This is a genomic window from Pseudodesulfovibrio hydrargyri (assembly GCF_001874525.1).
Lineage (GTDB): Bacteria > Desulfobacterota > Desulfovibrionia > Desulfovibrionales > Desulfovibrionaceae > Pseudodesulfovibrio > Pseudodesulfovibrio hydrargyri.
In genome coordinates, this window is the sequence record NZ_LKAQ01000004.1 from 1,970,275 (window position 1) to 1,987,046 (window position 16,772).

General features: G+C 64.7%; 17 protein-coding genes. 11 read left to right on the forward strand and 6 right to left on the reverse strand.

What is annotated here, in order from left to right; all coding sequences use genetic code 11:
* Positions 1-225 precede the first annotated feature (225 nt).
* The gene (locus BerOc1_RS13455; protein WP_071546186.1) at positions 226-2,286 is read right to left on the reverse strand and encodes a methyl-accepting chemotaxis protein; all 2,061 of its coding nucleotides are present in this window, start codon (positions 2,284-2,286) and stop codon (positions 226-228) included.
* A gap of 235 nt (positions 2,287-2,521) precedes the next feature.
* Here BerOc1_RS13455 and BerOc1_RS13460 point away from each other — a divergent pair, with 235 nt between their 5' ends.
* Genes BerOc1_RS13460 through BerOc1_RS13495 form a run of 8 tightly spaced genes read left to right on the forward strand, consistent with a single transcriptional unit; the run spans position 2,522 to position 8,852 of the window.
* Entirely contained in the window at positions 2,522-2,827 is a 306-nt protein-coding gene (locus BerOc1_RS13460; protein WP_071546187.1) for a c-type cytochrome, read from the forward strand.
* A gap of 9 nt (positions 2,828-2,836) precedes the next feature.
* Entirely contained in the window at positions 2,837-3,790 is a 954-nt protein-coding gene (locus tag BerOc1_RS13465) for an SCO family protein (protein WP_071546188.1), read from the forward strand.
* A complete protein-coding gene (gene ctaD, locus BerOc1_RS13470) occupies positions 3,791-5,413 on the forward strand; it encodes a cytochrome c oxidase subunit I (RefSeq protein WP_071546189.1) in 1,623 nt (540 codons plus the stop codon).
* Entirely contained in the window at positions 5,400-5,996 is a 597-nt protein-coding gene (locus BerOc1_RS13475; protein WP_071546190.1) for a cytochrome c oxidase subunit 3 family protein, read from the forward strand. The genes ctaD and BerOc1_RS13475 overlap by 14 nt, the downstream gene beginning before the upstream one ends.
* Positions 5,997-6,008: 12 nt before the next feature.
* Positions 6,009-6,302, forward strand: coding sequence for a cytochrome C oxidase subunit IV family protein (locus BerOc1_RS13480; protein ID WP_071546191.1), 294 nt, complete (start codon positions 6,009-6,011; stop codon positions 6,300-6,302).
* A 42-nt stretch (positions 6,303-6,344) separates the two neighbouring features.
* Positions 6,345-7,568, forward strand: coding sequence for a cytochrome c oxidase subunit II (gene coxB / locus BerOc1_RS13485; RefSeq protein ID WP_071546192.1), 1,224 nt, complete (start codon positions 6,345-6,347; stop codon positions 7,566-7,568).
* Positions 7,565-8,413, forward strand: coding sequence for a protoheme IX farnesyltransferase (locus BerOc1_RS13490; RefSeq protein ID WP_071546193.1), 849 nt, complete (start codon positions 7,565-7,567; stop codon positions 8,411-8,413). The genes coxB and BerOc1_RS13490 overlap by 4 nt, the downstream gene beginning before the upstream one ends.
* 16 nt (positions 8,414-8,429) lie before the next feature.
* The gene (locus BerOc1_RS13495) at positions 8,430-8,852 is read left to right on the forward strand and encodes a hypothetical protein (protein WP_071546194.1); all 423 of its coding nucleotides are present in this window, start codon (positions 8,430-8,432) and stop codon (positions 8,850-8,852) included.
* 74 nt (positions 8,853-8,926) lie between these two features.
* Here the strand turns inward: BerOc1_RS13495 and BerOc1_RS13500 are convergent, their stop codons facing one another.
* Complete coding sequence (locus BerOc1_RS13500) at positions 8,927-9,637, reverse strand: SIMPL domain-containing protein (protein WP_071546195.1); 711 nt, start codon at positions 9,635-9,637, stop codon at positions 8,927-8,929.
* Between the two features lie 246 nt (positions 9,638-9,883).
* Here BerOc1_RS13500 and BerOc1_RS13505 point away from each other — a divergent pair, with 246 nt between their 5' ends.
* The 3 genes from BerOc1_RS13505 (at position 9,884) to BerOc1_RS13515 (ending at position 11,804) form a co-directional block, all read left to right on the forward strand.
* A complete protein-coding gene (locus tag BerOc1_RS13505) occupies positions 9,884-10,585 on the forward strand; it encodes an SDR family NAD(P)-dependent oxidoreductase (RefSeq protein ID WP_242652998.1) in 702 nt (233 codons plus the stop codon).
* 71 nt (positions 10,586-10,656) lie between these two features.
* A complete protein-coding gene (locus tag BerOc1_RS13510) occupies positions 10,657-11,202 on the forward strand; it encodes a TlpA disulfide reductase family protein (RefSeq protein ID WP_071546196.1) in 546 nt (181 codons plus the stop codon).
* 8 nt (positions 11,203-11,210) lie between these two features.
* Positions 11,211-11,804 carry a peroxiredoxin gene (locus BerOc1_RS13515; RefSeq protein WP_071546197.1) on the forward strand — a complete coding sequence of 198 codons (594 nt, stop codon included), beginning with the start codon at positions 11,211-11,213 and terminating at the stop codon, positions 11,802-11,804.
* A gap of 2 nt (positions 11,805-11,806) precedes the next feature.
* On the opposite strand, the gene BerOc1_RS13520 is transcribed toward BerOc1_RS13515, so the two are convergent.
* From BerOc1_RS13520 to BerOc1_RS13535, 4 genes are all read right to left on the reverse strand, one after another.
* A complete protein-coding gene (locus BerOc1_RS13520) occupies positions 11,807-12,523 on the reverse strand; it encodes a response regulator (protein ID WP_071546198.1) in 717 nt (238 codons plus the stop codon).
* Positions 12,520-14,526, reverse strand: coding sequence for an ATP-binding protein (locus BerOc1_RS13525; RefSeq protein WP_071546199.1), 2,007 nt, complete (start codon positions 14,524-14,526; stop codon positions 12,520-12,522). Before BerOc1_RS13525 ends, BerOc1_RS13520 begins: the two co-directional genes overlap by 4 nt.
* A complete protein-coding gene (locus tag BerOc1_RS13530) occupies positions 14,523-15,746 on the reverse strand; it encodes an ABC transporter substrate-binding protein (RefSeq protein WP_071546200.1) in 1,224 nt (407 codons plus the stop codon). Before BerOc1_RS13530 ends, BerOc1_RS13525 begins: the two co-directional genes overlap by 4 nt.
* Before the next feature lie 289 nt (positions 15,747-16,035).
* Positions 16,036-16,761 (reverse strand): 4Fe-4S dicluster domain-containing protein, encoded by a 726-nt coding sequence (locus tag BerOc1_RS13535; RefSeq protein ID WP_071546201.1) that lies wholly within the window; start codon positions 16,759-16,761, stop codon positions 16,036-16,038.
* Positions 16,762-16,772: the final 11 nt, after the last annotated feature.

The following is a 16,772-nucleotide window of genomic DNA, read 5'->3' on the forward strand; positions in this document are numbered from 1 at the left end:
GACCGGCATCCTTTTGGGGGGCGGATCGTCGAGGGCATTGACTGCTTCAATCGAGCGCCGTCGGACCGAAAGCGGCCTGGCCGATCGCGATGAGGCGGCTTTGCGCTATTGCCTGGTGGGCCTGGCCTTCTGGAGCGCAGGCCAGGGGGCGTTTCTCGAAGCGGGTGCGAAAAAGGGCGGCCCCTGTCTCGGAGCCGCCCTGTATGGAGAGCTGGGCCATGGGGATCAGAACCGCTCGAAGGCGTCGTCCCCTTCGTCCAGGTCGAGGTCCATGCCGCCCTCGGGTTCCGGGGCCGGGCGCTTGGCCGTGCCCGGGGGGAGCATGGCGGGCTTGGCCTTGGCCTTGCCCTTGCCCGATCCGGCGGGCAGGGCTCCGGTGGAGCCGTGTCCGAGGTTGAAGAAAGCCATGGTCGCTTCGAGCTGCACGGCGTGGGAAGCCAGTTCCTCGGCCGTGGAGGCGATCTCCTCCGAGGAGCTGGCGTTGGTCTGGACCACGGAATCCAGCTGCTGCAGGGCGCTGTTGATCTCGGTGGCGCCCGCGTTCTGCTCGTTGCTGGCCGCGGATATCTCCTGGATCAGTTCGGCGGTCTCCTCGATGTTCGGCACGATGGAGTCGAGCATCTTCCCGGCCCGGGCGGCCACCTCCACGCTGGAGGCGGACAGCTCGCCGATCTCGGCGGCGGCGGTGCCGCTGCGTTCGGCCAGCTTGCGCACCTCGGCCGCGACCACGGCGAACCCCTTGCCCTGCTCGCCGGCCCGGGCCGCCTCGATGGCCGCGTTCAGGGCCAGCAGGTTGGTCTGCCGGGCGATCTCCTCGATGATCGAGATCTTTTCCGCGATCTGGGTCATGGCCTCCACGGTCTGGCGCACGGCCTCGCCGCCCTTGCGGGCCTCGTCGGCGGTGCGCACGGCGATCGCGCCGGTCTTGCCGGAGCTTTCGGAGTTCTGGCTGATGCTCGAGGACATCTCCTCCATGGAGGCCGAGACCTCTTCCACGGCGGCGGCCTGTTCGGTGGCCCCCTGGCTCATGGTCTGGGAGGAGCCGGCCAGCTCCTCGGAAATGGAGGCCACGTTGGAGGCCGAGTCCTGGACCTCGAAGACGATGGACCGGAGTTTTTCGATCATGGCGCCGATGGCCTGGGCCAACTGGCCGATCTCATCCTTGCGGTCCACGTCCAGGCGCACGGTGAAGTCGCCGCCGGACAGGGCTTCGGCCACGCCCGCCGCCCGCTTCATGACCGCGGCCATCCGGGAGGAGAAGATCAGGGTGACCGCCACCGAGGCCAGGGTGAACAGCAGCGAGATGAGCACGTAGGTCCAGATGGTCCGGCTGACCACCTCGCCGAGGTGGGTCATGTTCGTCTCGACCCGCTTCACCTGGGCCTGGCCCAGGCGGTCGATGGACGCGCGCATGGCCTCGAAGGTCTTTTCGCTCTCGCCCAGCAGGGAGATCCGCCTGAGATTCTTGTCCGCGTTGGCCGAGGACAGGTCGACCACCTTCTGGCTGTGCGCGGCCCAGGTGTCCAGCAGGGCCGTGAAGTCGTTTTCGAACTTCCGGCCCTCGGGGCCGAGGAGCCTCGCTCCCTTGGTCACACGGTCACGGGTCTGTCCCAGGTTCTCGGCAAAGGATCCGGCCTCCTTCTTGATCACCTCGATGTCGAGGGTGCGGATGATCAACAGCTGGGCCACATAGGCCTGGTAGGCGTCGCGGTCGGCGTTGAGGATCAGGGAGAGAGCCTCCTCTGTGCGCCTGCGCTCCTCGTCGGACAGCAGGGAACTCTTCAGCCGTTCGTCGGCGGTCTCGCCCACCTGGTTGATGATCTCGCGCATGGAGCCGAAGGAGGCCAGGGCCGCCTTTTCCTCCTCGTCGCGGGCCAGGTTGGCGGCCAGGGTCTCGTCGGTCAGCTGCAGGATGGTGTTGTTGGCCTTTTCCCAGGCCTTGAAATCGGTCTTGAACGTGTTGAAGTCACCGTCCATCTCCGGGCTGAACCCCTTGGCCGGGCCGGTGATCCGCTCCCAGGTCTGCCGCATGTTTTCGGCGCAGTCCGCCTTGTCCGCGTTCAGGGCTTCCACCGAGGCCGCGGACTCGGCCTTCATGACCGCCACCTGCGCCTGGTACGCGTCGCGATCGGCGTCGATCATGGTGGCCCGGTCCATGTGCAGGCCGTTCACCGAGACCATGTTCGCGTCAAGTATGTTGAAACTGGTGATCCCCACAGCGAAGATGATCAGGATGGCGGAAACCGGCAGACCGGTGATCAACAGCAATTTCCATTTGATGCCCATAGAGTCCCTCCAAAGCTTCTTTGCCGGGCCGCAGAGCCCCGGGTTCACGTCACCATACGACGTGTCAGGTAAAATAAGCTATTAGAATATTGAGAAGGCGGTTACTTTTTGCGAGGGGCGTATTCGGAGCGGAACGTTATTTTTGTGTGGGGGTGGTTTGAAAAAAAATGAAAAGTGGTTATTGTGGCGGATAGGAAGCGAGTTCAAATCATTATCTCAACCATCTGAGGACGCTATGAAAAAATTGCTGGCAGTGTTGACCATCGTGTGTTGCTTCGGCGTGACCGCCGCCTTTGCCGTGGACGGCGGGGAATACTACAAGAAACATTGCGCGGCCTGCCATCGCGACGGGAGCGAGTCTTCCAAGGCCGGCGGTGACGTGGTCCTGAAGGGCCAGACCGCCAAGGAAATTGAAATGAAGCTCACGGGCTACAAGGACGGCACCTACGGCGGAGCCAAGAAGCGGACCATGGAGCGCGTGGCCGGCAAGCTGGCCCCGGAGGAAATCCAGGCCCTGGCCGACTACATCGGCTCCCTCTAGGAAGAGCGGATGCGGTACCTGATCGCGACGCTCGGCCTCGTCGTCCTGCTGGCCGCCCCATGCGGGGCGACCGGCGGGACCGACGGCATGGACATGGGCGCCGGGACGGCGCAATCGGCCCCGGAACAGGATGGCCATGACGGCGGCGGTCCGGCCATGAATGGACAGGACACGGGCGGCCACGATATGGGCGGCCACGATATGGGCGACCAGCCCATGGATACGGATCATGACCACGCCAAGATGATGGAGGAGGCCGAACAGGCCGACCTCCCGGTGGGTATCGAGGAGCATCTCGGGGCCCAGCTCCCGGACGCGGTCTTCACCGACTCCGAGGGCAACGAGGTGACCCTGCCGGAACTGGCCGATGTGCCGGTCCTGCTGCTGCCCATCTACTACCGCTGCCCGGACGTGTGCAGTCTGCTTCAGGGCTCGGTGGCCTCCATCCTGCCCGAGGTCAAGCTCGCGCCCGGCAAGGAACTCAAGGTGGTTTCCCTGAGCTTCGACGCCCGCGAGACCCCCAAGGACGCGGCCCGGGCCAAGCGCAACTACGCGGCCATCGCGGGCGACGCCTTCCCGGCCGAATACTGGACCTTCCTGACCGGTGACCAGGCGTCCATCGACGCCGTGCTCAAGGCCGTCGGCTACACGGTCCAGAAGCAGGGCGGGCTGTGGGCCCATCCGGTGGCGGCCATCGCGGTGGCGCCCGGCGGCAAGGTGGTCCGCTATCTCTACGGGACCAGCTTCCTGCCGTTCGACATCACCATGGCGGGCACCGAGGCGGCCCGGGGCCAGACCGGAATGTCCGTGAAGCGGCTGCTTTCCTTCTGCTACAACTACGATCCCCAGGGACGGCGATACGTCTTCGACATCCTGCGCGTTTCCGGGTTCACCATCGTCGGGTTCGTGGCCATATTCCTGGCCTGGCTGCTGCTCGGCGGCAAGAAAAAGAAGAGGCGTTAGATGACGACGGACGCGGTGAGTCCCGGCTTCATGGCTTCGGGCGGCAAGTCCTGGGTCCGCGAGTGGTTGTTCACCCTGGACCACAAGCGCATCGGCATGCTCTACCTGTGGTGCATCACCGCCTTTTTCGCTGTCGGCGTGCTGCTGGGCCTGGTCATCCGCATGGAGCTCTTCTGGCCGGGCAAGGATTTCATCGGACAGCAGGCCTACAATGCCATCTTCACCATGCACGGGGTGATCATGATCTTCATCGTGGTCATACCGTCCATCCCGGCGGCATTCGGCAACCTCTTTCTGCCCCTGCAACTGGGGGCCGAGGACGTTGCCTTTCCCAGGCTGAACACGTTCTCGTTCTGGCTGTACGCCATCGGCGGGGCCACGGCGCTGATCTCGCTGTTCACCGGCGGGGGTGCGCCCGACACGGGCTGGACCTTCTACGTGCCGTTCTCGGCCGCGACCACGACCAACGTGTCCGTGGCCGTGGCCGCGGTCTTCATCCTCGGTTTCTCGTCCATCCTCACGGGGTTGAACTTCATCGTCACCATCCACCGGCTGCGCGCGCCCGGCCTGACCTGGACCCGGCTGACCCTGTTCGCCTGGGCGCTCTACGCCACGGCCTGGATTCAGGTCCTGGCCACGCCCATCCTGTCCATCACCGTGCTTCTGATCGTCGTCGAACGGGTGCTCGGCCTGGGCATCTTCGACCCGGCCCGGGGCGGGGACCCGATCCTCTACCAGCACCTGTTCTGGATTTATTCCCACCCGGCGGTGTACATCATGATCCTGCCCGCCATGGGGGTCATCTCGGACATCATCCCGGTCTTCTGCCGCAAGTCCATCTTCGGCTACAAGACCATCGTGGGATCGAGCCTGGCCATCGCCTTCGCCGGCTCCCTGGTCTGGGCGCACCACATGTTCGTGTCCGGCATGTCCGACACGGCGGTCATGGTCTTTTCGTTCCTGACCTTCATCGTGGCCGTGCCCTCGGCGGTCAAGGTCTTCAACTGGCTGTCGACCATGTACAAGGGGTCCATCCGGCTGGAGCCGCCGTTGATCTACGCGCTGGGCTTCATCTTCCTCTTCGCCATGGGCGGCATCACCGGGCTGGTCCTGGGCTCCGCCGGCACGGACATGCACGTCCACGACACCTACTTCGTGGTCGGCCATTTCCACTACGTCATCTTCGGCGGCACCGGGTTCGGCATGTTCGCGGCCATCCACTACTGGTTCCCCAAGATGTACGGCAGGATGTACAACCGCAAACAGGCCATCGCCGCGGCCCTCATCCTGGTCGTCGGGCTGAACGGGCTGTATTTCCCCATGTACCTCCTCGGGCTGGAGGGCATGCCTCGGCGCTACTACGACTATCTGCCGCAGTTCACCTCCCTGCATCAGCTGTCGACCTACGGCTCCTGGATCACCTTCGTGGGGCTCGCGCTGATGCTCTGGAACCTGATCCGCTCGCGCTACCGGGGCGAGCCCGTGGGCCGCAACCCGTGGAAGGCGGCCACCCTGGAGTGGACCCTGCCGTCCCCGCCGCCCACGCACAACTTCGACACCGAGCCGGTGGTCACCCACGGGCCCTACGACTTCAGCCAAGTGAGGGACGATGACGGAGCATAGGGACTACCAGGGCGCCAAGATGGGCATGTGGATCTTCCTGTTCACGGAGATCCTGCTCTTCGGCGGCCTGTTCGTGCTCTACTCGGTGACCCTGGGCCGCTATCCCACGGAGTTCCATGAGGCGAGCAAGCTTCTGGACGTGACCATGGGGACCACCAACACCGTGGTCCTGATCACCTCGAGCCTGTTCGCGGCCCTGTCCGTGGTTGGCCTGCAGCGGGGCAACCCCAGGGCGGCCAAGGGGTTCATCCTCCTGACCCTGGGCCTGGCCTGCTGCTTCCTGGTCATCAAGTATTTCGAATGGTCCCACAAGATCCACGCGGGCCTCTACCCCGGGGGCGAGACCCTGGTCCAATGGGAACCGGGCAGGCAGGCCTTCTTCTCCCTGTACTACACCATGACCGGGCTGCACGGGCTGCACGTGATCATCGGCATGGGCGTGTTCCTGTGGGTCTGGACCCGCATCGCGGCCGGGACGTGTACCCCGGCCCATTTCGTGGCCCTGGAGAACGCCGGGCTGTACTGGCACCTGGTGGACCTGATCTGGATCTACCTCTTTCCGCTCTATTACCTCATCACCTAGGCGGGCAACGGCATGAACGAGCACGAACAGACGAAACACCACGGACCGGGCTACGGCCTGTTCATCGCCGTGTGGGCCGGGCTGATGGTCCTGACGGCCGTGACCGTGGAAGTCTCGACCATCCATCTCGGCTTCCTCAACGTGGTCGCGGCCATGGCCATCGCCTCGGTCAAGGCGTCCCTGGTGGTATTTTTCTTCATGCACCTCAAGTATGAGAACCGGACGCTCAAGACCATGGTCCTGGTGGCCTTCGTCATCCTGGCCATCTTCATCGGATTCACCTTTTTCGACACCGCAAACCGGTAACCCGGCGGATCGCCGGAGGAACGCATACAGGGACAGGGAACGATGTATCCGCAGATTTTCACCGCCGCCCAGGGAGTGGACCAGGCCTTTCTGATCATCCTCGGATTCGCCGTTTTCATCCTGGTGGCCGTGACCGTGACCATGCTCTACTTTCTGTGGCGCTACCACTACACGCGCAACCCGCAGCCCACGGACATCAAGGGATCCATCAGCCTGGAGATTCTCTGGACCGTCCTGCCCACGCTCATCGTGCTCGGCCTGTTCTGGACCGGCTGGACCTCGTTCAAGGCCATGCGCACCATCCCGGAAGGGGCCATGACCGTGGCCGTGGAAGGGCGCATGTGGTCCTGGCGGTTCACCTACGGCAACGGCAGGACCTCCAAGGAACTGGTCATCCCGGTGGACACCCCGGTCAAGCTGGACCTGACCACCCGCGACGTGATCCATTCCTTCTACGTCCCGGCCATGCGCGTGAAGTGGGACCTGGTTCCCGGCATGGACACCAACGCCTGGATAGAGTCCGACACCGTGGGCGACTATGACATTTTCTGCGCCGAGTACTGCGGGCTCAAGCACGCGGACATGATCACCATCCTGCGGGTGGTGGACCAGGACGACTTCGACGCCTGGCTGAACGGCAAGGAGGAGCCCGCCGAAGAGGATCTGGGCATGTCCCTGCTCGAGGAGTTCGGCTGCTTCGACTGCCACTCCATGGACCTTTCGGCCGATGCGGCCCCGAGCCTGCTCGACCTGGGCAGCCGCGAGGAGACCGTGATCCTGCCCGACGGCACGGAAAGGAAGATCAAGCCCGACGAGGCGTACATCCGCCAGTCCGTGCGCGAACCCGGCGCGGTCCTGGTCAAGGGCTGGGGCGACGAGATGCCGCCCTACGGCGACGAGCTGTCCGACGCCCAGCTGGGCGTCATGGCCTCCTATCTGCTCAAGGGCGGGCAGGGCAAGGACAAGGGAGCGGCCCTGGCCGACGAGCTCGGCTGCCTGGGCTGCCACACGGACGACGGCACGGACGACGTGGGCCCGACCTTCCTCGGCCTGTACGGCAGCGAGCGCAAGGGCAGGACCTCGGACGGCAAGCCCTACGAGCTCAAGGCGGACGACGAGTACATCCGCAAGGCCATTCTCGAACCGTCGGCCGACGTGCCCGAGGGATACGAGGACCAGATGCCCGCCTTTGACGACCTGGACGAGGGGTCGGTGGACCGGCTCATCGGCTACATCAAGTCCCTGGCGAAAAAGGACGGCGAATGATCCCGGAACGTCTCGCGTCCGTTTCCAGTCTCATTCGGCCCAGGGTCAGCCTGGCCGTGGCCGCCGGCAGCCTGTTCGGCGCGCTCTATCACGGCCATCTGTACGGCGGCCCGGGCCACGCCTTCACGGCGGCGGCAGGGGCCTTTCTGCTCTGCGGCGGATGCTCGGCCCTGAACCAGGTCCAGGAGCGCGGGCGCGACGCGCGCATGGAGCGCACCCGCAACCGGCCCCTGGCCTCGGGGCGGATGCCCCCCGCCCTCGGGCTTTCGTGGGCCGGGCTGTTCGGCCTGGCCGGTCTGATACTGTTTTTCCTGTCCGGAGGATGGCCGACGCTGCTCGCCGGGCTCGGCGTGGTGGCCGTGTACAACGGCCTGTACACCCCGCTGAAACGGGTCACGCCCATGGCCCTGCTGGCCGGGGGCGTGGCCGGGGCCGCGCCGCCCGTGACCGGCTGGCTGGCCGCCGGAGGGCCTCTTTCCGATCCGCACATCCTCGGGGTGGCCGTGATCTTCTACCTCTGGCAGGTGCCCCATTTCTGGCTGCTGGCCGAAAAGCACCGCGAGGATTACGGGCGCGCCGGGTTCGCCGTGCTCGACACCGGCCTGCCCCCGGCCTTCCGCGCCCGGCTCATGGGTGTCTGGGTGGCCGCCTATTTCGTGGGGCTGGGCTGCTTCGCGGGCCTGGCCGGACCGGCTTCCCTGCGCTGCATCGTCCTGCCCGGACTGCTTCTGGCCGGAGGGGGGGCCGCCTGGCTGGCCGCCGCCGACCGGTACAAGCCCGCCCTGGCGGCCATGCACCTGTCCCTGCCCCTGGGGCTTGCCCCGCTCCTGTTCGCCACCGTATAACCATCCAAGGACGATCATGCTCTGGCTCCACCCCATCCTCCAACTCGCGGCCCTGCTCATCGCCGTCCGGGTCCTGTTCATGGGCTTCAACCGGTTCCGTTTCCAGCACCTCAAGCAGAAGTGCGCCTTCAACTGGAAGGGACACGTCAAGCAGGGCAAGATCGCGGCCTGGCTGTGGATGGCCGGGCTGGTGCTCGGCCTGTACATGGCCCAGCATACCTGGGGGGCGCTGGCCCTGACCGGGCCGCACTATACGGCGGGGATGCTCATGTGGCCGTTCGTCCTGGTTGGCCTGGTCACCGGTTATCTGCTGCAAAAGCCGAGCGGCAAGCGTCCCGGCCTGGCCCTGTTCCACGGCGCGGCCAACCTGTGCGCCTTTGTCCTGGCCCTGTACCAGACCTGGTCCGGGGTGGAGGCCGTACGGTTGCTCCTGCTCTAGCCGCTCTGGGCGAACGCCGCGAAAAAACGGCCGCCTCCGACGGGAAGCGGCCGTTTTTTTGCGCCTGTTGTCCGTCAGTCTTCCAGGAAATAGTCCACGCTGGTGACCACCCGGACCTTTTTGATCTCCGGGGTGTACTGGTCGCGGTCCTGGAGGGAGAAGTATCCCTGGGAGGCCCGCCGGATGCCGCCCACGCGGGAGCCGGAGTCCTCGGCGAACTGTCTGGCCGCGTCCCGGGCGTTGCGCGTGGCCTCGGCGATCATGTCCGGCTTGATGCCGTTCAGGCCGGTGAAGGCGAAGGTCGGCCGGAACTCGTAGTTCTGGACCAGGAGCACGCCGCGCGAGACCAGTTCCCCGGCCACGGACATGCCCTGCTTGACTTTGGCTATGTCGTTCGAGCGCACGGTGACGACCGCCTGGGCCGTGTAACGGTGGGTGGGGCGCTGGTTGGGCGAGTTATACTGGTTCTCCTGCACGCGGGGGGCCGCGTTCATGATCTCGGCCTGGCCCAGTCCCTGCTCGTTCAGGAAGGCCAGGACCTCCTTGCGGGAGGCGGCCAGGGCCGCGTCCAGGTCGGGCAGGGTGTCGGCGGCCACGCTGAAGCTGATGGGCCACATGGCCAGGTCGGCGGGCACCTCGCGCTCGGCCAGTCCCTTGACCGAGACGTAGCGGTCCATGGCCTTGAAATCGACCAGGGCCCCGGCCAGGACCCAGCAACCGGCCACGAAGCCGACGGCCAGGATGATGCCGGTCAACAGGGAGGGGACGAGGGGTCTGTTTTCCATGATGCTTCCTTTTGGTTGGGGATGCCGTCCAGTTTTAAACCCTACCGCGTTCGTCCGGGCCAGGCAAGGTGCGGAAGCGGGCGAGTGCGGTGCACGATCTTCGATGAGGAGTGCCGGTTATTTAAAAAACTTGAGAGCGGAACGTGTTTACGCTATATACATCTATAAAGAAAGAATAGTTTTGTCTTGTTGATTTCGACAAGAAAAAAGCCGGGAAACCAGCTATGACCAGAGGGAAAATAAACGATGAAGAAAATGCCGGAAGGCAAATCCGCTCTCATTATCGGAGCGTCAAGAGGGCTTGGTCTTGCAATAGCGCGGGAACTGCTGGAGCGCGGTTGGAACGTGGCCGCAACGGTTCGCAGTGGAAAAACCGGGTTGCACACGCTTGCGGAGACATTCCCCAAAGCGCTTGAAATTGAATATCTCGATATTACGGACGCCGATCAAATCGCGGGCCTGAAAACGCGATTGCAGGGTAGGGATTTCGACCTGCTTTTCGTCAACGCCGGTGTTGCGAATAAAAACGGGATGAGCGAAACGATCGGCGAAATCACGGCCGAAGAGTTTGTCCGGGTCATGACCATAAACGCCCTTTGGCCCATGAAAGTGCTGGAGGCATTTTCCGGCATGGCCCGCTCCGGCGGCGTTATCGGTGCCATGTCCTCCGGGCAGGGCAGCGTTGCGGATAACGAGAGAGGCGGGAACGACGTTTATCGGGCAAGCAAGGCGGCTCTCAACATGCTGATGCGAAGTTTTGCCTCGCGCCATCCCCAGCAGGCGTTGCTGCTGCTTGCGCCGGGCTGGGTAAAAACGGATATGGGTGGATCGGAAGCCGCATTCTCCATCGAAGATGTCATCCCCGACATCGTGAATACAATGGTTTCCCGGCAAGGAGAAAAAGGCCTGCGCTACCTCGACCGCTTTGGCAAACCGATCCAGTGGTGAATTGCAGCGGAGGAAAACATGAGTGCATCGACACCCCAGGGGCAACGCACCGCAACCGAAGAGGAAAGCACATGAAAAAATACTCCCTCACCCTGGCCGCCTGCCTGATCGCGCTGGCCGCCGTACTGGCCGCGCCCGCCATGGCCCTAGACGTTTTCCCCGACGTGGCGCTTCAGGGCAAGATCAGCCCGGAGCAGCGCCAGTACCTGGGCGTCCCGGACGGCGACATCCGGCTTTCGGACATCAACGCGGACTTCGTGCTTGTGGAGGTCTTCAGCATGTACTGCCCCATCTGCCAGCACGACGCGCCCGGGGTGAACGACATGTTCGCCCGGACCCTGGCCTCGGACCAGGCGGGCAAGGTCCGGTTCGTGGGCATCGGGGCGGGCAACACGCCCTTCGAGGTGGCCTTCTACCGCAAGAAGTTCGACGTCCAGTTCCCGCTCTTCGAGGACCCGGACTACACGGCCCACAAGGCCGTGGGCAACGTGGGCACCCCGGCCTACTACCTGGTGGACCTGCGCGACCGCAAGCGGGCCGTCCTGGTCTTCCACGAGGGAGAGATCAAGGACAAGGAAGCGTTTTTGAAGAACATGCTGGAGCTGGCCGGGAAGTAGGGGGAGTTATGAGACGCGCGCCGCTTTTCTCCCTGTTCGCCTGCGGCTTGCTGGCTTGGAGTCTGCTGGCTTCCGTGGCCCTGGCGGATGACCTGGAGACCTTCGACCCAGGCCGTCTCAAACCCACGGATTCGACCCTCAAGGTCAAAGTCGGCGACGCGGCACCGGACTTCACCCTGCCCGCGATCCAAGGAGGGACGGTCACCCTGAGCGACTATCGCGGCAAGAAGAACGTGGTCCTGTCCTTTGTCCCGGCGGCCTGGACCCCGGTCTGCTCGGACCAGTGGCCGGGCTACAACCTGGCCCTGGACATGTTCCGCGCGCTGGATGCCGAGATACTCGGCATCAGCGAGGACAACACCCCGTCACAGGCCATGTGGGTCAAGGCCATGCACGGGCTCGGCTTCCCGGTGCTGTCGGATTTCTGGCCCCACGGCAAGGTGGCCGGGGCCCTGGGCATCCTGCGCTCGGACGGCATGGCCGAGCGGGCCATCGTGATCGTCGATAAACAGGGTGTGATCCGCTACATCGACGTCCACGACATCAATTCGCGCCCCGATCTGGGGACCATCATCCACGAACTGGAAAAGCTCGCCCCGTAGGACTAGGCGTCCGTCAGCGTCTCCCGGCCCTGGTCGAACAGCTCGGCGTACCGGGTGATGCCCAGGGCCTCGAACACGGACCGGAAGTTGCTCGACAGCCCGGCCAGGTAGACCCGCGTTCCCGAACCCGCGTTGCCGCGCAGCAGTTCGGTCAGGCCGGTGATGCCCGCGCCGTTGATCGAGGCGTTCTTCTCGAACTCGATGAGCACGGCCTCCTTGTCCATGGCCATGGCCTTTTCAAAGGCCTCTGTCAGCCGGGGCATTGTCATGGCCGAGACGTTGCCGCGCACGCCTATGACCGCGGCCCGGTTCTTCTCCTCCAGGACCACCTGTCCCTCGCTGTTGCGCGCGATGGTCATGCGCTCCTTCGCGCGGGTCAGGGCCTTTTCCAGGGCCTCGCGCTTGAGCGGCTTGTTGATGAAGTCCGTGGCGTCGAGGTTCAGGGCCTGGATGGCCAGGTCCATGTCGCCGTGCCCGGTGATGACGATGACCTCGGTGGCCGGGTTGAGCTTCTTGATCGCCTTCAGGGCCTCTATGCCGTCCATGATCGGCATCTTGATGTCCGTCAGCACCAGGTCCGGGGACTCGCGCCGGAAGGTCTCGACCCCCTCCAGGCCGTTCTCGGCGGTCAGCACCTCGTAGCCGTAGGCCGAGAGCAGGAGGGTGAACATCTTCAGGGTGGGCCGTTCGTCGTCTATGACCAGTACTTTATCGCTCATGCCTTGGTCTCTCCTCGCGCGGCGGCCGGGAACTCCATGCGGAAGACCGTGCCGCGCCCCTTGGTGCTGTCTATGCGGATTTCCCCGCCGTAATCCTTGATGATGCCGTAGGTGATCGCCAGGCCCAGGCCCATGCCCTGGCCCGCTTCCTTGGTGGTGAAAAACGGTTCGAATATCTTCTGCTGGTCCATCTCGTCGATGCCGCCGCCCGTGTCCTCCACCTCAATGAATACCTTGTCCTCGCGGTTGCCCGTGCGGATGATGATCCGCCGGTCGCCGCCGGTGTCGGCGTTGGACACGTCGTTGATGGCGTCGCGGGCGTTGGTCACCAGGTTGAAGAGGACCTGCTGCAGCCGGTTGGAGTGGGCCCGCACCGGGGACAATCCGGCGACCAGTTCCAGCTCGAAGCGGATGTTCTCCAGCTCGAACTGCCGCCGGACCATGGACAGGACCGCGCGCACCGGCTGGTTCAGGTCCACGGACTCCTCGATCAGGTCGGACTTGCGGCCGAAGGAGCGCAGGGTGTCGATGATCTCGGCGGCCCGGTCCACCTGGGACGATATCTCGTTGACCACCTCCCCGAAATGCTCCTTGGGTATCTCCAGGTCCTCCTCCCACATCATGGACAGGAATTCGCTGCCCACCTTGATGGCGTTGAGGGGCTGGTTGATCTCGTGGGCCACGCCCGCGGACATCTCGCCCAGAGACTTCATCTTGGCCGCCTGGATGAGCTGGGCGTCCTTCTCGATGAGTTCGGTGATGTCCGTGACCGCGATGATGATCGCCTGCCTGCCCCGGTAGGAGATGGGGCAGGCGTGCATGTTCACGAAGAAGGGCTCGCCGCCGTTCTTGTAGTGCAGCCGCTTGGGGTAGTAGACGCACCCGCCGCCGCCCTCGGTGAAGAAGTCCAGGCAGGCCGCGTTGTGCTCCGGGCCGAGGGCCAGGAAGGGCATGTCCATGAGCTGCTCGCGGGGGTAGCCGTAGAGCTCGGTGGTCCGGGGGTTGGCGTCGCGGATGGTCCCGCTGGCGCAGTCCACCACGAAGATCGGGTCCGGGCCCGAATCGAACAGGGAGCGGTACTTCTCCTCGGACTCGCGCAGCCTGCGGCGGTACAGCTTGATGGACCAGACCATGTTTCGGAAGGAGTCGCCGAGCTGGACCACCTCGTCGCCCGTATGCTTGCGGTAGAAGGCGCAGTCAGCGCACTTGCGGTGGGTTTCGGCGGGCGTCTGGCCGCTGCGCGACTGGTCGAAGTGCCAGCAGGGCAGGTCCGTGTTGGAAAAGGCCGGGCATTCGGCCGAGTCCCAGTCCTCGCCCGAGCCGAGCTTGAGCGGGATGTCGAAGTTGCCCCGGCTGATCTCGTCGGACAGCCGGGTCAGGTCCGAGACCGGCTTGGTGATGTACTTGGACAGCCAGGAGGACAGGATGATGGTGATGATCACCACGGCCGAGATGAAGCCGAGGAAGGCCACGCGCAGCTTGCCCACCAGGGCGTCGATGTGCCGCTTGTTCAGCCCCACGTGGACCGTGCCGATGCGGTACAGTCCCTCGTTGATGGCCGCGGCCAGATCGTAGACCTCCTGGTCGCCCAGCTCCATGAGCTTGATGGAGTCGGGTTTCCCCGGCGGCAGGGTGTTGGCGCGCAGGTTGTCGGGCAGCCTGTGGGTCAGGGTGTGGGCCAGGATGTTGCCCGCCTGGTCCTCGATGAAGATGTAGGCCACCAGATCCTTGCGTTGCCTGAGCCGGGCCTCGTCGAAGATGAGCACCAGCAGCCTGGGGATGTCGTTGTCCAAAAGGTAGGAGCCGCCGCGCTCGGCCACGGAGTGGGCGATGGCGAAGCCGCGCATCTCCAACTCGTTGGTCAGGGAGGAGACCAGGATCCAGCGCGAGATCAGGGCGATGGCCACGGAGATGAACAGGACCGCGGCCAGCATGGAGAAGAGCAGTTTCTCGCGCAGGCCGATGCGGGTGAACCGGGCGGTTATGCGTTCGCCCAGGGTCATTGCGGGCCCCCCAGCTCGCGCTTGAATTCGGCCCAGTCCGTGAACGGGATGAACTTTCCGTCGTACAGCTTGGTGAAATGGATGGCGTCCAGCCCCTGCCGGTCGTAGGGGCCGTAGGTAATGGTCAGGTTCGGCCCGAGCTTGAAGTCCTTGATGGACTCGATGGCCCGGATGAATCCTTCCCGGGTCAGGTCGCGGCCCGCCCGGCGCAGCCCCTCGACCAGGATCTCGGCGTTGAGGAACCCCTCCAGCCCGACGAAGCTCGGGGTGTCGTCCGGGTAGTAGCGCCGAAGCAGCTTGACGTAGTTGGAGGCCGAGTCGTTTTTGTCGTCCGACTCCTCGGGCTGGGGGACCACCTGGGACATGAACACGTGGGCCGGGGAGGCCCTGCCCACGCGCCAGGCCAGTTCCTCGGCGCCGACAAAGGAGACCGTGTAGAAGATCGGGTTGTAGCCCTCCTCCTCGGACAGGTTGATGAACCTCGCGCAGGCCCCGTAGGTGCCGATCATGACAATGGCCTCGGCCCCGGACCTGCGGATGCGGTCCAGGCCGTCCTGAACGTCCAGGGTGCCCCGGATGTAGGAGCCGCGCGCCACGGGCTCCAGCTCGAATCTCTTGAGCGCCAGCTCGGTGCCGATCAGGCCGTCGAAGCCGTAGGCGTCATATTGGTAGAAGACCGCGATCTTGGTCAGCCCCAGGTCCTCGACCATGTGCCGGACAGCGGCCATGGTCTCCTGGTAGTAGGAGGCCCGGATGTTGATGACGTAGCGGTTGGGCGGCTGCCTGAGCGCGTTGGCCCCGGTGAACATGCCGATGAGCGGAATGCGCGCGTCCTCCACCAGGGGCAGGGCCTTGATGGTGGTCGGAGTGCCCACGTAGCAGAACAGGGCGAAGACGTCCCTGTCGACGATGAACCGCTGGGTGTTGGCCAGGCACTGGGGCGGGTCGTAGGAGTCGTCCTCGACCTCGATCCGGATTTTGCGGCCGTGTACGCCGCCCTGTTCGTTGACGTGACGGATGTAGGCCCGCGCGCCCCGCAGGGTCTGCGTGCCGAGGTAGCCCGCGTGGCCGGACAGGGTCAGGGAGGAGCCCAGGGTTATCAGATCGTCGGTCACCCCCGGGGTTCCGCCTTTCTCCTCGGCGGTCCTCCGTGATCGGTCGCACCCCCCGAGGGCCAGCGCCAGGCAGATGAGGATGCAGATAAGCGGGACGTTTCGCACGGTTCGGCTCCATGTTGGGGGCGGCGGCCAGGGATCGCCACTACCCGTTACCGTCTCGCCGGTCAAAAGACAAGAAAGACCCTTTTCCCCACAAAGCAACATCGTCCGTCCTCCCGTATTCGGGGGAAAAGACCCCGGCAGAACATGCCTGCCGGGGTCATAAGAAACTCCGCTTGCCCCGGTTGCCCATGAGGCCGCCGGACGGTGTGGCTTACGGAGGTGTTCCCGCATTGAGCGTTCGAGATGGAGGACCCCGGCGCGGGGGAGCCCGCGCCGGGGGAGGGGATCGTTAGGAGGACATGCGTTTGACCGGGCGGCCCAGGGCGGCCAGGAACTGCTTCCTGGACATGGGCCCGCGCCGGACGCCCGAGGCGTCGGCGGACAGGGACTCGTAGTAGCTGTCCGGATCGGTCTGCACCAGGTAGATGACCCGCACCGAATCGGCGTCAACCAGTTCCGCGTCGGGATACTTCTCGGCTGCGGCCGCCAGACGCTCCTCCGCCAGGGCCAGCATCTCGTCCCGGTCGCCGAAGTTCATGGCGCCGGTGGGACAGGTCTTGACGCAGGCGGGCAGCATCCCGACCTTGACGCGGTCCACGCACATGTCGCACTTGACCACCCGGCCGGACTTCTCGTCCACGCGCGGGATGTCGTAGGGACAGGCCATGGAGAAGGCGTCCTTGTCGGGTTCGTCGGCGGTCAGCTCGGTGTAGACCACGGCGCCGGTCTCCTGGTCATGGATGATGGAACCGGGAATGGTCATGGCATCCAGGCAGGGCGGCTCCACGCAGTGGCGGCATTGTTCCGGGAAGAACAGCCACTGCATGCCGTTTTCGGTCTCCACTTCCTCGAAGCGGACCAGTTTGAGGGTCGAGCCCGAGAGGTCCTTGGGGTTCTGGTGGGAGCCCCAGTTTTCGGTTTTCTCGGCGGGCAGTTTCTTCCATTGCTTGCAGGCAACCTGGCAACCACGGCAGGCCGTACACTTGGTCAGGTCGATGAAGAATGTCTTACTCATGTGTCATTCCT

What these genes read in the sequence shown, in the direction of transcription:
- BerOc1_RS13460 (WP_071546187.1), top strand. Translation starts at nt 2,522, where the DNA reads ATGAAAAAATTGCTGGCAGTGTTGACCATCGTGTGTTGCTTCGGCGTG.
- BerOc1_RS13490 (WP_071546193.1), top strand. Translation starts at nt 7,565, where the DNA reads ATGATCCCGGAACGTCTCGCGTCCGTTTCCAGTCTCATTCGGCCCAGG.
- BerOc1_RS13500 (WP_071546195.1), bottom strand. Translation starts at nt 9,637, where the DNA reads ATGGAAAACAGACCCCTCGTCCCCTCCCTGTTGACCGGCATCATCCTG.
- BerOc1_RS13495 (WP_071546194.1), top strand. Translation starts at nt 8,430, where the DNA reads ATGCTCTGGCTCCACCCCATCCTCCAACTCGCGGCCCTGCTCATCGCC.
- BerOc1_RS13465 (WP_071546188.1), top strand. Translation starts at nt 2,837, where the DNA reads ATGCGGTACCTGATCGCGACGCTCGGCCTCGTCGTCCTGCTGGCCGCC.
- BerOc1_RS13480 (WP_071546191.1), top strand. Translation starts at nt 6,009, where the DNA reads ATGAACGAGCACGAACAGACGAAACACCACGGACCGGGCTACGGCCTG.
- BerOc1_RS13520 (WP_071546198.1), bottom strand. Translation starts at nt 12,523, where the DNA reads ATGAGCGATAAAGTACTGGTCATAGACGACGAACGGCCCACCCTGAAG.
- BerOc1_RS13515 (WP_071546197.1), top strand. Translation starts at nt 11,211, where the DNA reads ATGAGACGCGCGCCGCTTTTCTCCCTGTTCGCCTGCGGCTTGCTGGCT.
- coxB (WP_071546192.1), top strand. Translation starts at nt 6,345, where the DNA reads ATGTATCCGCAGATTTTCACCGCCGCCCAGGGAGTGGACCAGGCCTTT.
- ctaD (WP_071546189.1), top strand. Translation starts at nt 3,791, where the DNA reads ATGACGACGGACGCGGTGAGTCCCGGCTTCATGGCTTCGGGCGGCAAG.
- BerOc1_RS13525 (WP_071546199.1), bottom strand. Translation starts at nt 14,526, where the DNA reads ATGACCCTGGGCGAACGCATAACCGCCCGGTTCACCCGCATCGGCCTG.
- BerOc1_RS13510 (WP_071546196.1), top strand. Translation starts at nt 10,657, where the DNA reads ATGAAAAAATACTCCCTCACCCTGGCCGCCTGCCTGATCGCGCTGGCC.
- BerOc1_RS13455 (WP_071546186.1), bottom strand. Translation starts at nt 2,286, where the DNA reads ATGGGCATCAAATGGAAATTGCTGTTGATCACCGGTCTGCCGGTTTCC.
- BerOc1_RS13535 (WP_071546201.1), bottom strand. Translation starts at nt 16,761, where the DNA reads ATGAGTAAGACATTCTTCATCGACCTGACCAAGTGTACGGCCTGCCGT.
- BerOc1_RS13475 (WP_071546190.1), top strand. Translation starts at nt 5,400, where the DNA reads ATGACGGAGCATAGGGACTACCAGGGCGCCAAGATGGGCATGTGGATC.
- BerOc1_RS13505 (WP_242652998.1), top strand. Translation starts at nt 9,884, where the DNA reads ATGAAGAAAATGCCGGAAGGCAAATCCGCTCTCATTATCGGAGCGTCA.